Raw genomic sequence first — 14,527 nt, 5'->3', positions numbered from 1 at the left:
TAAACCATGGAAAAACTCAGCACGGGTTGCTGGGTTGGATTTGAAAATGCCGCCTAGGGCTGTGGTGGTGGTCACACTGGTAGCATCCATCACGCCGCGAGATTTTACGCAGTAATGAGTGGCATCCATAGTAATGGCAACATCATCGGTTTCGAGTAGTGCTTGTAACGCGACTAAAATTTGCTGAGTCATGCGTTCTTGAACTTGTGGGCGTTGAGCAAAGAAACGCACAATACGATTAATTTTAGATAAACCAATGACTTTTCCGCGCGGGATATAAGCCACGGCAGCTTGACCATCAATCGTCACTAAGTGATGTTCACAGGTACTGGTGACGGTTATATCTTTTACTCGAACCATCTCACTGCACGACATTTTATTGTCGATCATAGTGATCTTAGGAAAGTTTTTGTAATCTAGCCCCGAAAATACTTCATCCACATACATTTTTGCAATGCGCTGGGGGGTTTCTTCCAAGCTATCATCACTTAAATCTAACTCTAACAGCGTTAAAATCTCTCGCATGTGATGCTCAATGCGTTGTTTTTTTTCTTGGCGAGGAATGTCATTTAAACGCATTGGTGTTTCAATTCCGCGCTGTTGTAATGCTGCTTTCACTAACAACGCTGATTCGCTTAAACCTTGTTTATTCACTGCTTGAGATCCCATCACTACTCCCTTTCGTTCGAATCGAACATCTATAAAAACTCGACTAGAAGCTAAATACCACTATTGAGTTGATGACAAGGATACTCGTTCTCAAGCATAATTACATCCATAAATTGCGTGTGCTCTTTTGATTTTTGAAGGCCTATTTGTTGTTATAAATGCTGCCAACAAGTTAAATCCGACTCACGCCACCAGTCTCAATTTTAAACAGGAAATACTATGGACATTTGTAGCACTCCCGGCCTAATGCCAATTGATGATGCTTTAGCCAATATGCTGAAATCCATTACCCCAGTCACTTGTACTGTTGAAAAATTGCTTTCCGATTCGGTTGGTTATGTTTTAGCACAAGACCTGCATTCTCCACTTAATGTGCCGCCTTTTGATAATTCAGCGATGGATGGTTATGCGGTTCGTATCGCGGATCTTTCCAATACAACCACGTTAGAAGTCGTAGGGAAATCTTTCGCCGGTATTCCATATAAAGGTGAATGGCCACCAGCAAGCTGTATTCGCATTATGACGGGCGCCAAAATACCCGCCGGTTGTGATGCTGTGATCATGCAAGAACAAGCGACAATAGATGCCACTACTCCTAACATCGTCGATTTTAGCCAAGCTCTGCCAGTTCGTGATCAACAAAATATCCGTTCATTAGGTGAAGATATTGGCCAAAGCGATTTAGTGCTGCCAAAGGGTCATCGTTTAACCCCGCGCGATATTCCAATGATCGCAAGCTTAGGCATTCCAAGCTTAACAGTATTAAACAAACCTAAAGTGGCATTTTTCTCGACCGGTGATGAATTAAAACCATTAGGAACGCCTCTTCAAGAAGGTGAAATCTACGACAGTAATCGCTATGGCATTAAGATCATGCTAGAACAATTTGGTTGTGAAGCGATTGACTTGGGCGTGATCCCTGATGATAAAGACCAACTGCGTCAAGCCTTTATTCAAGCACAACAGCAAGCTGATGTGGTGATAACCTCTGGTGGTGTTAGTGTAGGTGAAGCCGATTACACTAAAATCATTTTAGAAGAACTTGGACAAATTGGTTTTTGGAAGATTGCCATGAAACCGGGTAAACCTTTTGCGTTTGGAAAACTATTGGCAACCGATGATAGCTCTGATGCCATTTTTTGTGGTCTGCCTGGTAACCCAGTTTCTGCAATTTTAACCTTGTATATTTTAGTACAACCCTTATTAGCAAAACTGGCAGGACATGCCGATTGGAAAGCCCAACCAAGTATTCCTGCCAAAGCGTTAACTGGCTTTAAAAAAGCGCCTGGTCGTACCGATTTCCAACGTGGTATTTATACGATTAACGAGCAAGGTCAATTTGAAGTTAGTAGCACCGGTAATCAAAGCTCTGGTGCGTTCCGTTCAATGAGCCTGGCCAACTGCTTTATCATTCTAGAAAGAGAGCGCGGTAAAGTAGAAGCTGGCGAAACGGTTTATATTCAGCAGTTTGCTCCCGTATTTTATGCTTAAATCGCGGTGACCCGAGCAAATAAAAGCTCGGCAAACCGAACAAATAAAAAATAGGCTGATACCTGACATGCTCTTTTTAATGAGAAGTGGGATCAGCCTTTTTTTGACGCGAAATGGTCAACCAACCTATTAACGGTTGATATTAACGATTGCGATTAACTCGCCCCATTAATTGCGATTGAAGTAAACGCTGTGGATTTTGTTTTAAGAATTCAATAAAACAATCCGCCATCGAAAACGAGGTGACTTGACCTTGTTGCTTCATATTGACTATTGCGCCATAGCCTTCTTTTCCTTTCATGGTGTAAGCCGAGGAAGATCCGGTATAAAAACGTTTATCATCAATAGTTTGCCAGCACTTATTCTCCGACTGACTTGATGAGGAATAAATCTGCAAAGCTTGAATTCGTTGGCCTAACGGTTTCTCTGCGCAATATTCAAAACGCAAATTATGCACATAAGGGTAACTGCCTGATCCCGTTCCAACCACACCATTACTTAATGCATTATTAATGGCACCTTCCAGAACTTGGCCAATATAGCGCCCCTGTATTTGATAGAACCCAATCGGTACCGCAAAGGGCAATAATTTTCCTGCCACATCATCAATGGTTATATCACCAGGATTTAAAGAGCACCGTACTCCGCCCGCATTATGAACGGCAAATTCAATATTATGGCCTTGCTGATTTAAGGTAAATGCGAAAGATTCTGCCACTAATGGCGCCAGTTCACTGCACCCTTGTTCATCGGGAATGCGAACATGACGCAATTTATAATCCGTTTTACCGACGACCGTTTGTTGCAATGCTCGAACTTTCGGCATGTATTTATCAATCAGAATGCTTTGCACATCACGATCTTTTTTACACACCACCACATTAGGGTGCTGTGCCACAAACTGACACGCTTTGGCATGAGCATTATCACCATGTGTTTGGCTTAATGTGGCGTCTAAACATAAACGGCGTCCGAGTAATAATTCGTTCTTGCCGTTAAAGTCGCTCACCCGTCCATTGGCAGCAAAGGTAACGTCACAATGTCCCATCGTTTGGGCATGAAAGCCGGCTTGCACCACGTATGTATCATTGATCTTTTGGCCATAATCATCATCTTTACCTAAACCAAGCTCGGAGAAATCACCTTGCAAACGGTGCGAATGCCCACCCACAATAATTCCGATACCATCGACTTGGGCTGCCATTTCTAAATCAGCTTCATAACCTAAGTGGCTGAGCAAAATGATTTTATTTATACCTTGTTTGTGAATAGCCGCCACGGTTGCCTTAGCCACATCAATGGCATTAATAAAAGGCGTATCCACATCAGGGTTAGAAATATCGGCCATTTTATCTAACGCAAGGCTAAAGATAGCAATGCGCTCGCCGTTGATTTGCTTTTCAACCCAAGTGGCGTGTTGATGCTGCGATGCAAAGCTATGCAATTGAGTTGAGTCACTCACTTTATAGGCTTTGGTTTTATCTTCGTTGGAAACATCCCAATTGCCAGCCAGCAATGGAAATTCGATTCGTTTAAGAAAATGTGCGACCGGCTCATTCCCCATATCGAGTTCATGATTACCCAGCGCCATCGCATCAAGGTTTAAAGCATTCAGCATGTCGGCATTGGCTCTGCCTTTGAATAAGGAAAAATACAATGTGCCTTGAAAGCAATCACCGGCGTGTAAAAACAAGAAACCTTTATTGTCTTGCTTTGCTTGTTCTCTCAATTGATCACATCGAGTGGCAATACGCGCGAATCCACCCGCGCTCACATACGGAGATAGCGTTTGTTGACCAATTTTAAGCTGTAACTGCAATGATGTTGGTTCAAAATAGGAATGGGTATCGTTGATATGCGCAAGCGTTAGGCTCACGGAATGGTGCGTTATATCTGTCATAGTTCTTCTTATGGTTGTATCTGTCATCACGATCTGTATTTTTTAAGATCAATCTTATGCTCTTTTCTTTACTCTTAATCATAAGCCTTCAAGCATGACAACTCTATGACTATTTCAAATTTGTGAGCAAAACACCCTCTTGATTGGATTGATTCCTATAATCTAAAGTGGATGGCTTAGTGATAAGGACTTGATATGCAATTAGAACGAATTGAAATTGTGGGTTTTCGAGGTATTCAACGTTTATCCATCGGCTTTGATGAGATCACGACATTGCTAGGTGAAAACACTTGGGGTAAATCCTCTCTACTGGATGCCCTGTGTATTGCGCTGCCTCATAATGGTCAGTTATATCCTTTTCAGATCCAAGATTTTCATGTCAATTACGCCTTGTCACAACCGCAAACCCAACATATTCAAATTGTAACCCAATGGCGCACTCAGCATAAATCGGAACATCTTAGCGCTCGTTATCGCCGCTTAAAACCAATTTGGATCGATTCTGATCATGCGGATAATGATAAAAACTCCGACTCCGAAGACACAAAAAGCTTTCTTTTTCAGATCAGCGCAATCCGCAATGAGCATAAAGTCAGCACGCATTATCAATTTTTAGATTGGGAAGGCAATGTGCTCGCTATTCACGATTGCGAGCAATTGGCCCTTGAGTTAAGTCGGTTGCATCCCGTGATCCGTTTACGCGATGCTCGACGATTGCACCAGCAAAATGAAGAAGTCATATTTAGCGATGACAATGACAAAGAAAAGATCGAACGCCGAGTCAATAATACCTATCGTCGTTTATCCGCTATGCCGGGCCATGTGAATAAAGCCGAACTAAAAAGCACCATCAATGCGATGCAACACTTAATTGAGCATTATTTCTCCTTTCAAAATCAGCCGAAACAAAATCCACGCGAAGCAAGAGACGGTCTTTTTAGTGGTCTGAGTGAATCAATTAACCCCAATAAAGACAGTTTAATTCATTTATTAAAAAGCAATAAAAATCATCAAAGTAAATTGCTGTTAATGGGCTTACTTAATGCGTACTTTCAAGCCAAAGGGGCTGCTGACATTAGCCAATCTGCTCGCCCTATAATGATTTTAGAAGATCCTGAAAGTCGCTTGCACCCTACCAATTTATTAAAATCATGGGAGTTATTACAAATGATCCCTATGCAAAAAATTGTCACCACCAACAGCGGTATATTGCTCAGTGCTGTGCCTTTTTTCTCCATACGCCGGTTAGTCAGGCAATCAGATAAAACCGTCGCCCTTTCGATTCCGCACCACTTACTCAGTCATGATGAATTACGCCGTATTAGTTTTCATATTCGTTTTCATCGCCCCAATGCGCTTTTTGCTCGCAGTTGGTTATTGGTGGAAGGTGAAACGGAATTTTGGTTATTTAATGAATTGGCCAAAGTGTGCGGTTACCAACTCGCCAATGAAGGGATCCAACTGGTTGAATTTGCTCAGTCTGGCTTGAAATCGTTAATCAAAGTCGCTAAAGCCTTAAAGATTGATTGGCATGTGGTGACCGATGGCGACGCGGCCGGCAATAAATACGCCACGACGGTGCGTTCTCTACTCGAACAAGATCTTGAACAGCATCGATTAACTGAGCTGCCAGATAAAGATATCGAAAACTTCCTCTATCATCATGGCTTTGAAAAATTCTTTCGCGATTTAATTAATATTCCTATTGATCAACCGGTATCCGCGAAAAAGGTAATTAATCGAGTATTAAAAAAACACGCCAAACCCGATGTCGCGCTGAGCATAGCAGAGTATTGTGAACAACAAGGAATAGAACAAATACCCCAATTGCTGCGCCGGATCTTAAAACGAGTGATCACTATGGCCAATGGCAATAATTGATTGTTTTTCAAACCGGCATCCTGCTGACCTTCTATATCCAAGATAATTGAAGTTGCAGTGAGGCGGCAACTAAACCCTAGATTATCGACATAAGTCCATGAATTTAGCTTGTCTAAGTGATTGAGGTGAACTTTGTAGCCAAAAAAGCCGCAGCTTCAAGTAACATGGGTATATATCGATTGTGTCACCCATGTCATACCGTTAACATGCATCTAAATTAATTTTAGAACGAGAAGAATCATGTACAAACTGATCGCACTGGATATGGATGGCACACTGCTTAATAGCGAACACAAGATCACCAAACACAATAAACAAGCCATTAGCCAAGCTCGCGCGATGGGTGTGACGGTGGTACTGGCTTCTGGTCGTCCACTCAATGGCATGCTTGCCGCGCTTGAAGAATTAGAGATGAATACTGATCAAGATTATGTGATCAGCTATAACGGCTCTATGGTGCAAACTGCAGATTCAAAGACGGTGATCCGCCAAGAAATATTAACTGGCGCCGATGCCAAACTGATCGCCAATTGGGCTGAAACATTAAATGTTAATGTGCATGCTTTTTCGATTGAGCATGGTTTGATCACGCCTAAAAACAGCAAATACACTAATCATGAATGTGCTATCAATGGTATTGACGTAGTAGAGATGCCTTTTTCTGAGTTGAGTGATGATGCCCCGATTTTAAAAGTGATGCTGGTCGATGAAGAGCCGATCCTGAGCAAAGCCGTAGCACAACTACCAAACGATCTTTATCAACAATTTACCATAGTGCGCAGTGCACCTTTCTTTTTAGAGATCATGCACAAAACCAGTGATAAAGGCGCAGGGGTTGAAGCGTTAGCCCAGTACCTTGGTATTGAGCAGCAACAAGTGATTGCAATGGGTGATGCCGGTAACGATCACCACATGCTCACTTACGCTGGGCTCGGTATCGCAATGGCAAATGCCACCGATGAAACCAAAGCGATTTCAAACTATATCACCGACAGCAATGACAATAGTGGTGTCGCTCAAGCAATTGAAAAGTTTGTATTAAACGCTAAATAATTTTATTTAACTTATGCTACTTACCGTTTATTCATAAGTAGCAAATAGCATGACTGCTATACGCAACGCCGTATTTCACTAAAGAATAAATGGAAGATGTAACATGAAAATAGTCGCTGTCACCGCCTGCCCTACTGGTATTGCACATACTTATATGGCCGCCGAAGCCTTGGTTAAATCGGCTGCTCATTTAAAAATAAATATTCAAGTCGAAACTCAAGGGGCAATGGGGATAGAAAATAAATTAAGCTATCACGATATTAGCCATGCCGACATCGCGCTTATTGCATCAGATATTGAAATTGAGCAAGCAGAACGATTTGAGCAATGCCATGTGATTAAATCGAACATTGAAGAGGTATTAACCAATCCAGATGCGGTAATTAAACGCTGCCTTGATGGTTTTTAGTGAGCAAACTGAAGCTTAATCTCAACAACGGTTTAAACTCACGGTAGTAAAATATTACAGCCAGTTTAATGTTAGACATGCTTGAAACTAATTTGAATGGTATAATCCCTTTGCCTAATACTCACCCAGTAACCTCAGTCACGTCATCAAAACAGACCTCTACAGTACGAGTCACTTTTTACTTGGGTCAAGTTGGCTTACCGGCTTGGTTGATTAAAGGGATCCACCAGCAAATTAGAGGATTTGAAGGCTATTCTGAGTTGATCAAAGTGCACACATTGCAACGGGTAAACGTGCAACAATATTTAAGTGCTCTCACTTTTGCCTTTCAACCCTTTGATTTATGTGAGATCACACTGTGTGGGAAACAAGCTGAAACCTATGCCGCTACTCTACGCCTTTACTTACAACAAGATTGCTTCTTACTCGAGAGTCCAAGCTCCGCTCAGCCACAAGGTTCGCAGAATTTACATTCGAGTAGTTTCCAATTTCACCATGATATTATTCAAGATCAACTGGAAGCTTTTATTCGCCTTTACCGCTTAATGACCCCCTCTGAAGATGACTCAAAAGCAGAGAAGTCTTATATATTACAACGCATTGCGAAAATAGCCTCACTCGAAAACTATAAAGCTATCGAAACACAATTAGCCCAGCGAGAGCAAGTATCGTCCACTGGAATGCAAGGTGGAGTCGCGCTTCCCCATGTGATCACTGAATCAGTATCACAACCTAAACTGATCTGCTTAACTTCTCATACCCCTATTAATTGGCAATCTAAGCATGGCCTTGTCACTCATGTTGTGGCGCTGCTGCTGCCAAAACCATGCAGTAACAATGCCATTTTAGCGGTGCGTAATTTGGCGGTAAGTTTAATTGATATTGAGAAAAACCAATTTATTAGCGCCCATCATAACCCTTGTGAACTGCAAGCGATCTTAACTTGTTTAATGATGCCAAAATAAACTTGGTTATTGGTTATTGGTTATTGGTTATTGGTTATTGGTTATTGGTTATTGGAAAGCTTAAAAATTAATCTCTACTCGCGCCATTTTTAACCGTATGCATGGCTTTAAATTCACTTGGAGTGCGGCCAAGTTTGTTTTTAAACACCCGATAAAAATAATTCACATCATTAAAACCGCAGCGTAGTGCCACTTCACTTAATCTAAAGGTATAACGCGTAAGCATAAATTTTGCCCGCTCTAACCGCACCCAAGTAATGTAGTCGGCTAGCCGCATGTGCCCTTGTTGGCGAAATAAACGCGACAAATGATTGGGGCTAACATTAAAACGGCTGGCAATACTGTCACGGGTAATATTTCGGTGAAAATTTTCCTGAATATAAATACAAATTCCTTGATACAAATCTTCACTGCGATTTTGGGTTGAGCTTTCTGGTGATAACAACATGCTGTGACAATAGCTCATTAATGCCATCAGTAAATGTCCACCAGTTGGATGCTGTATTTTCTCTGTGGCTAAAGTATTTAATCCACTTAAAATATGATCTAAAGCATGGCCAGTACGAGTCTTAACACTGTGTTTTTGCACATCAAAAAACGTGGCCTCCCCTTTACGTTTTTCCACCAAACTAAACCCAAGTTGGCGCTTACCAAATAATAAACTCAAGACACAACAATCGGTATCCCATTCTGGATTATTCCAACTATTGGGTGGAATATACAAAATGTCACCTGGCAAGACTTTCACTTGGGTGATACCAAACTCAGGATCTTCAATGGTATTAATATACTCACCGGTGATCACAAACTCCATCCGCGGGAAATTGACTTGATAACTAAAAGGCGGTGGCGTGCTGTGATCGCTGGCAAACCACACGCGATTAAAATGCTCCCTCTCCGCTAATACACCGTCTAACACATTGATAAAAACTTGGCTCATGGGCATTTTTTCACTTATTGTTGAATATTGGACTACCTTTAAGAGACTTTAAGTAACCTTAAGATAATACACACATTGTAAACCTTGCTTATTACTGGGTATATCACTAGCCAACCAAGCTAGGTGATCAAGATCACAAACCTAACCCTAGGTTACAATAATCCAGTAAATGGTGTTTATGTGCACTTTTTTTCATGACCGAAATATCCAACAATATCGCGTATAACAAAGCCCAACCCATATAGGTATGATAATGATTACTCAGCTGATTAATGAAAACCTGATCCGCTTGAATCTAACCGCCACCAGCAAAGATGAAGTCTTTAATGAAATGGTGGATGTATTAGAATCTCAAGGCAAACTCAATAACCGTGAGCAATTTTTAAAAGATGTGTATGCCCGTGAAGAAATCGGCAATACCGGTTTTGAAGACGGCATCGCGATTCCCCATGCCAAAAGTGCGGCAGTTTGCGAGCCCGCGGTTGCGATTGGTATTAGTCGCGGCGGGATTGAATATGGCGCAGAAGATGGCGAAGCCTCTAAACTGTTCTTTATGATCGCATCTCCCGATGGCGGCGCTGATCACCATATTGAGGTACTCGCTGAATTATCATCAAAGCTGATTGAAGACGGCTTTATTGAAGCCTTTATGCAGGCCAAAACACCGGCCGAGGCATTGGCATTATTGCTTGAGAAAAAAGAAGTGACCAATAGCGTTGCTGCTGATAAAGGTTTCCTTATTGGTGTCACTGGTTGCCCTGCTGGTATCGCGCATACTTATCTTGCAGCCGAAGGTTTAGAGAAAGCCGCGGCTGAAATGGGTTACGAAATTAAAGTTGAGACCAACGGTTCAATTGGCGTTAAAAACGCGCCAACCGCCGAAGAAATTGAGCGTGCGGTAGCCATCGTCGTCAGCTGTGATAAACAAGTCGATATGGCACGTTTCAATGGTAAAAAACTGATCCAAACCAGTGTAAAAGCCCCTATCAGTAATGGTAAAGGCGTTATTCAGCAAGCGCTCGATGCAGCCCCTTATCATGCTGATGCAGACAGTTCTAAACAAGAAAAATCAGCCGCAACCTCTGGCCGCTCTAACCTTTATCGTTATTTGATGAATGGCGTATCACACATGATCCCATTTGTGGTCACTGGTGGTTTGATGATCGCGCTTTCTCTGGCGATTGGGGGTGAACCGACCCCAAGTGGGATGCAAATTCCAGCAGGCAGTTTATGGCAACATGTGTTAGATGTGGGTGTGGTTGCCTTCCAACTGATGATCCCAATTCTTGCCGGTTATATTGCTTTTGCCATTGGTGATCGCGCCGCACTTGCCCCTGGCTTTATTGGTGGTTGGATCGCCAATACCGGTTCTTTTTATGGCGCTGACGCTGGTACTGGTTTCATTGGTGCTATCATTGCCGGTCTATTAGTTGGTTATTTCGTGCGCTTTATTGCGACTCGTAATTACCACAAAATGATTGCCCCACTCGTGCCTATCATGATCGCTCCGATCTTAGGTACGGTATTTGTTGCTTCATTATTTATCTTTGTTATCGGCGCGCCAATTGCTGATTTAATGCAGTGGTTGAGTGCCGTTCTAACTGAGATGAGTACTGGTAACGTGGTGTTATTAGGTATTGTCCTTGGTGGCATGGCAGGCTTTGATATGGGTGGTCCATTTAACAAAGTGGCATTCCTATTCTCGGTCGGCATGATCGCCAGTGGCCAAACTCAATTTATGGGCGCAATGGCAGTCGCGATCCCAATTGCACCACTCGGTATGGCACTTGCCACTGTTATTGGTCGCAAACTTGATATCTTTGAAGCTAGCGAAATCGAAGCAGGTAAAGCCGCCGGCGCAATGGGCTTGGTGGGTATCTCTGAAGGTGCAATTCCATTTGCCGCGCAAGATCCGCTATCGGTTATTCCGGCTAACGTGATTGGCTCAATGGTTGGCGCAGTGATGGCATTCTCATTTGGCATTACTAACAGCGTAGCTCACGGTGGTCCTGTAGTAGCGCTACTGGGCGCGATGAACAAACCCGTCATGGCATTGATTTGTATGGCGACTGGCGCAATTGTTACCGCTGTCGTTTGTGTTACATTGAAAAAAATGCGTAAAGCGAGAGCCGCTAACGCCGTGGCAGCCTAATTACCACTTAAAACACCATAATCAATAAAAGTAGATAATGAATTTGTTATCTACTTTTTTTGATCTAGATTTATACCTCTTAACCACTTGTCAGTACAATCGGTACAAAATGGTCATCACCTAAGGTCTTTTATGAAACAGTTACCTCCATTTACCCTGATGAAAAACGTGATCCAAGATTACGCTTGGGGCAGCACAACTTCGATTGAACAATTGTTTGATATGCCGAACCCAAGTCAAGGCCCACAAGCTGAGATCTGGATGGGCGCTCACCCTAATGGTTGTTCTCAAATCGAAATTGATGGTGCACTGCTTAATCTAGATGAGGTTATCAAACAAGATAAAGTGGCTATTTTAGGTCAAGCCACCACCGACACCTTTAACGAACTGCCTTACTTATTTAAAGTATTAGCAGCAGAAAAAGCATTATCAATTCAAGTTCATCCAAGTAAGCAAGCGGCTGAAATTGGCTTTGAAAAAGAAAACCAAGCTGGCATAGATATTAAAGCCGCCAACCGTAACTACAAAGATCCAAACCATAAACCAGAATTGGTGTATGCTTTAACTCCATATCAAGCCATGAATGGCTTTAAAGCTTACCCTGCAATCATTAAACCGTTCGAAAACATTGGCATTGCAGCATTAGAAGCGGAAGTTGCTACATTTAAAGCCAATCAAACGCAACAAGGTTTAACCACCTTTTTTGAAGCCATTTTATCACTTAAAGGCGAGCGTAAAGCCTCTGCTCTCAATGCCTTAATGGTTCACGTTGAAAAGAATGCAAGCTGTAAAATCGCTGGATTGATCCTTGAATTATCTAAGCAATATCCAGGCGATGTCGGTTTATTCGCACCACTAATGCTGCATGTGGTGACGCTGCAACCAGGCGAAGCTATGTTCCTTGATGCTTGTACCCCACACGCTTATATCAAAGGGACAGGTTTAGAAATCATGGCCAATTCCGATAACGTTTTACGCGCCGGTTTAACCCCTAAATATATGGATGTGCCAGAGCTTATCGCCAACACTATTTGCGTGCCAAAACCCAATGATGAAATTTTAATGACGCCACGCGTTGAGGGCAATGCCAAGCATTATTCGATTCCAGTTGCCGATTTTAATTTCAGTGTTTACCAGGGAAATAGTGAGATTGAATGTCAAAGCGCTGAAATTATTTTTGCCATTGATCAAGATGTTATATTGCGTCATCAATCAGGCGTTGAGCTTTGTATCAGCAAAGGACAGTCGGCCTTTATTCCATTAAGCGCCGCGCAATATCAAGTTGACACTAACGGCACTTTTGCTCGCGCTTATAATTAAAAATAAAAGCCTGCGAAAACCAAATTTCGCATCACATAAAAAATAAGGCACTACCCAATATTTTCTGGTTAGTGCCTTTTTTTGTGCCATAATTCCAAGCTGTTTCCTCTCCCCCAACAGGTAAGCTGTAAAAAGCGGCCTCTCATAAGCTAATATACCGCACAAAAAAAATAGAGAGCCCTCATGATCAAGAAGTTATTATTCACCACCCTTTGCTGCTTTGCCCTTTCTGCTTGTAACGACTTATCCGATGATGACAGCGCACCAAAAGCTGAATTAGCGGTACTACAATTCTCGAATCTTGACACGGTTTCCAGTCTTGCTCGCCTGCAAGATGACAATGATAAAGCTGACACTCAAAACACCCTCTCGACTCAGCATTTGATCGGCTTTGATAGCACCGGCGCGCAATATGACATTTCTAATTATGGCGTGAATGACTTTACCCCAACCAAAAACGGCGGATTTGTTGTTCAGGTTACAGAAAAACATAACGCGGTTTATAAATACACCCAAGGTTTAGCGCCGGTTGAGGATCCAGATGAGGACGCCCTCAATAAACTGATTGACGCCATCACTGGCGATAAACCTATCCTGGATGTTTCTCAAACCATGAGAAAACCTGCTTGGTATTATGTGCAACCCAATGGCGACTATTTTCTAATGGTGAAGTCTTCGCTACCGACACACTCAAACATGGTCATTTTTATAATAGTTTGGATTTAAATGAGGCTTCTATCATTGATGCTATTAGCCAGATCACCAGCGATGATCCCGATGTATCGATCGCACAAGTTTTACAGCAATGAGCGGTGATAGCCTATTGTCAACCAGTAATACATTGAGTGACGTGTTAATTGAAACATCAAAAGGTCAAAAAACGGCTTTTGATGGGAATATTTGTACAAGTGATAAATTATCCTTGCCACAAAAAGCATTATGTAAAGGTGCCATTGCCAAAATTAATGATGGCTTGTTATCAAATATGATTGGGATACACAACAGAATCAAAAATTTATCCGATGTAAACCAAATCCTTCCAATTTTAGACTCTGATTTAACTCTTTTGAATATAGGGCTATTGAAGGATGGTGATACATTAAATAAAAATTATTCAGGTGGTTGGGATGGTGAATCAGCACAAAATGGCGATGATGCGTTTCTACTTAGTACAACACTAAACAATAATCTCAACGGCATTATTTGTCCTGATGGCAAACAATGCCTATATTCTATATCTGTAAATAAACTGGGTAACTTAGATGCCTCACCATTATCAAATAGCGGCTTCAATACCGATACTTCTGATGATGAAATAAGTAACGGCGAGCAAAACGATCTATGGGTTAATGACGATTACATTGTGATCAAAGAAGCGGCGCAAATTTCTATCATCGATCGTAATAACAATAATGCAGTCACGACTATTCTGAACAATCAAGAAATCGATACCATTAACCTAAGCTCAGATAATCAGCTTTATATAACCTCGACGACAAGTTCAGGCCAACATAAAAATTATATTTATAATATTAAAACGAAAAAGGGATTAGAGAGTCCTATCTCGCTTGATGAATTACATGCATTTAAAGCGTTAGTCCCCGTCGCAGAAGATTAAAAATCATAGCGTTTAGCGGTTTAACCATAAGCTAAACGCTATTTTTTTGTCTTAACATTCCCTTTTCTATTAAGACAAAAAGTTAGACTAGTATCACATAAGTCATTTATCGTCTATAATGCAGCCCAA

At 41.9% G+C, this 14,527-nt stretch carries 12 protein-coding genes; 9 read left to right on the top strand and 3 right to left on the bottom strand.

The genetic code is table 11. The features are described 5' to 3' along the window. On the bottom strand, nucleotides 1–669 hold a 669-nt coding region (gene folE, locus HC723_RS11965), incomplete at its 3' end, for a GTP cyclohydrolase I FolE (RefSeq protein ID WP_190339256.1). A gap of 219 nt (nucleotides 670–888) precedes the next feature. Here folE and moeA point away from each other — a divergent pair. Further along, complete coding sequence (gene moeA, locus HC723_RS11960; RefSeq protein WP_190339255.1) at nucleotides 889–2,160, top strand: molybdopterin molybdotransferase MoeA; 1,272 nt, start codon at nucleotides 889–891, stop codon at nucleotides 2,158–2,160. Between the two features lie 142 nt (nucleotides 2,161–2,302). Here the strand turns inward: moeA and HC723_RS11955 are convergent, their stop codons facing one another. Next, nucleotides 2,303–4,060, bottom strand: coding sequence for a bifunctional metallophosphatase/5'-nucleotidase (locus HC723_RS11955; RefSeq protein WP_153448539.1), 1,758 nt, complete (start codon nucleotides 4,058–4,060; stop codon nucleotides 2,303–2,305). A gap of 195 nt (nucleotides 4,061–4,255) precedes the next feature. Between HC723_RS11955 and HC723_RS11950 the strand changes: the two genes are divergently transcribed. From HC723_RS11950 to HC723_RS11935, 4 genes are all read left to right on the top strand, one after another. Continuing rightward, a complete protein-coding gene (locus HC723_RS11950; RefSeq protein WP_190339254.1) occupies nucleotides 4,256–5,941 on the top strand; it encodes a DUF2813 domain-containing protein in 1,686 nt (561 codons plus the stop codon). Between the two features lie 240 nt (nucleotides 5,942–6,181). Further along, a complete protein-coding gene (yidA, locus tag HC723_RS11945) occupies nucleotides 6,182–6,994 on the top strand; it encodes a sugar-phosphatase (RefSeq protein WP_190339253.1) in 813 nt (270 codons plus the stop codon). A 103-nt stretch (nucleotides 6,995–7,097) separates the two neighbouring features. After that, nucleotides 7,098–7,403 carry a PTS fructose transporter subunit IIB gene (locus tag HC723_RS11940; protein WP_153448536.1) on the top strand — a complete coding sequence of 102 codons (306 nt, stop codon included), beginning with the start codon at nucleotides 7,098–7,100 and terminating at the stop codon, nucleotides 7,401–7,403. Nucleotides 7,404–7,513: 110 nt separating this feature from the next. Beyond that, a complete protein-coding gene (locus HC723_RS11935) occupies nucleotides 7,514–8,368 on the top strand; it encodes a PTS sugar transporter subunit IIA (RefSeq protein ID WP_190339252.1) in 855 nt (284 codons plus the stop codon). 67 nt (nucleotides 8,369–8,435) lie between these two features. On the opposite strand, the gene HC723_RS11930 is transcribed toward HC723_RS11935, so the two are convergent. After that, nucleotides 8,436–9,308 (bottom strand): helix-turn-helix domain-containing protein, encoded by an 873-nt coding sequence (locus HC723_RS11930; protein ID WP_190339251.1) that lies wholly within the window; start codon nucleotides 9,306–9,308, stop codon nucleotides 8,436–8,438. Nucleotides 9,309–9,561: 253 nt separating this feature from the next. Here HC723_RS11930 and HC723_RS11925 point away from each other — a divergent pair, with 253 nt between their 5' ends. From HC723_RS11925 to HC723_RS11910, 4 genes are all read left to right on the top strand, one after another. Beyond that, nucleotides 9,562–11,460, top strand: a complete 1,899-nt coding sequence (locus tag HC723_RS11925) for a PTS fructose transporter subunit IIABC (RefSeq protein ID WP_153448534.1) — start codon at nucleotides 9,562–9,564, stop codon at nucleotides 11,458–11,460. A 132-nt stretch (nucleotides 11,461–11,592) separates the two neighbouring features. Then, a complete protein-coding gene (gene manA, locus HC723_RS11920; protein ID WP_238925468.1) occupies nucleotides 11,593–12,780 on the top strand; it encodes a mannose-6-phosphate isomerase, class I in 1,188 nt (395 codons plus the stop codon). A 183-nt stretch (nucleotides 12,781–12,963) separates the two neighbouring features. Beyond that, nucleotides 12,964–13,506, top strand: a complete 543-nt coding sequence (locus tag HC723_RS11915) for a hypothetical protein (RefSeq protein WP_190339250.1) — start codon at nucleotides 12,964–12,966, stop codon at nucleotides 13,504–13,506. Nucleotides 13,507–13,630: 124 nt separating this feature from the next. Continuing rightward, nucleotides 13,631–14,398 carry a hypothetical protein gene (locus tag HC723_RS11910; protein WP_190339249.1) on the top strand — a complete coding sequence of 256 codons (768 nt, stop codon included), beginning with the start codon at nucleotides 13,631–13,633 and terminating at the stop codon, nucleotides 14,396–14,398. Nucleotides 14,399–14,527: the final 129 nt, after the last annotated feature.

It is taken from the genome of Vibrio sp. S11_S32 (assembly GCF_014694465.1).
Taxonomy (GTDB): Bacteria; Pseudomonadota; Gammaproteobacteria; order Enterobacterales; family Vibrionaceae; genus Vibrio; species Vibrio algicola.
Note: the sequence above shows the minus strand (reverse complement) of the source record. Positions and strands in the feature narration are given on the sequence as shown.

Bases quoted from the DNA above. Each gene is read 5' to 3' on its own strand.
- HC723_RS11930 (WP_190339251.1), bottom strand. From the start codon at position 9,308: ATGAGCCAAGTTTTTATCAATGTGTTAGACGGTGTATTAGCGGAGAGG.
- moeA (WP_190339255.1), top strand. From the start codon at position 889: ATGGACATTTGTAGCACTCCCGGCCTAATGCCAATTGATGATGCTTTA.
- yidA (WP_190339253.1), top strand. From the start codon at position 6,182: ATGTACAAACTGATCGCACTGGATATGGATGGCACACTGCTTAATAGC.
- HC723_RS11925 (WP_153448534.1), top strand. From the start codon at position 9,562: ATGATTACTCAGCTGATTAATGAAAACCTGATCCGCTTGAATCTAACC.
- manA (WP_238925468.1), top strand. From the start codon at position 11,593: ATGAAACAGTTACCTCCATTTACCCTGATGAAAAACGTGATCCAAGAT.
- HC723_RS11955 (WP_153448539.1), bottom strand. From the start codon at position 4,060: ATGACAGATATAACGCACCATTCCGTGAGCCTAACGCTTGCGCATATC.
- HC723_RS11915 (WP_190339250.1), top strand. From the start codon at position 12,964: ATGATCAAGAAGTTATTATTCACCACCCTTTGCTGCTTTGCCCTTTCT.
- HC723_RS11940 (WP_153448536.1), top strand. From the start codon at position 7,098: ATGAAAATAGTCGCTGTCACCGCCTGCCCTACTGGTATTGCACATACT.
- HC723_RS11950 (WP_190339254.1), top strand. From the start codon at position 4,256: ATGCAATTAGAACGAATTGAAATTGTGGGTTTTCGAGGTATTCAACGT.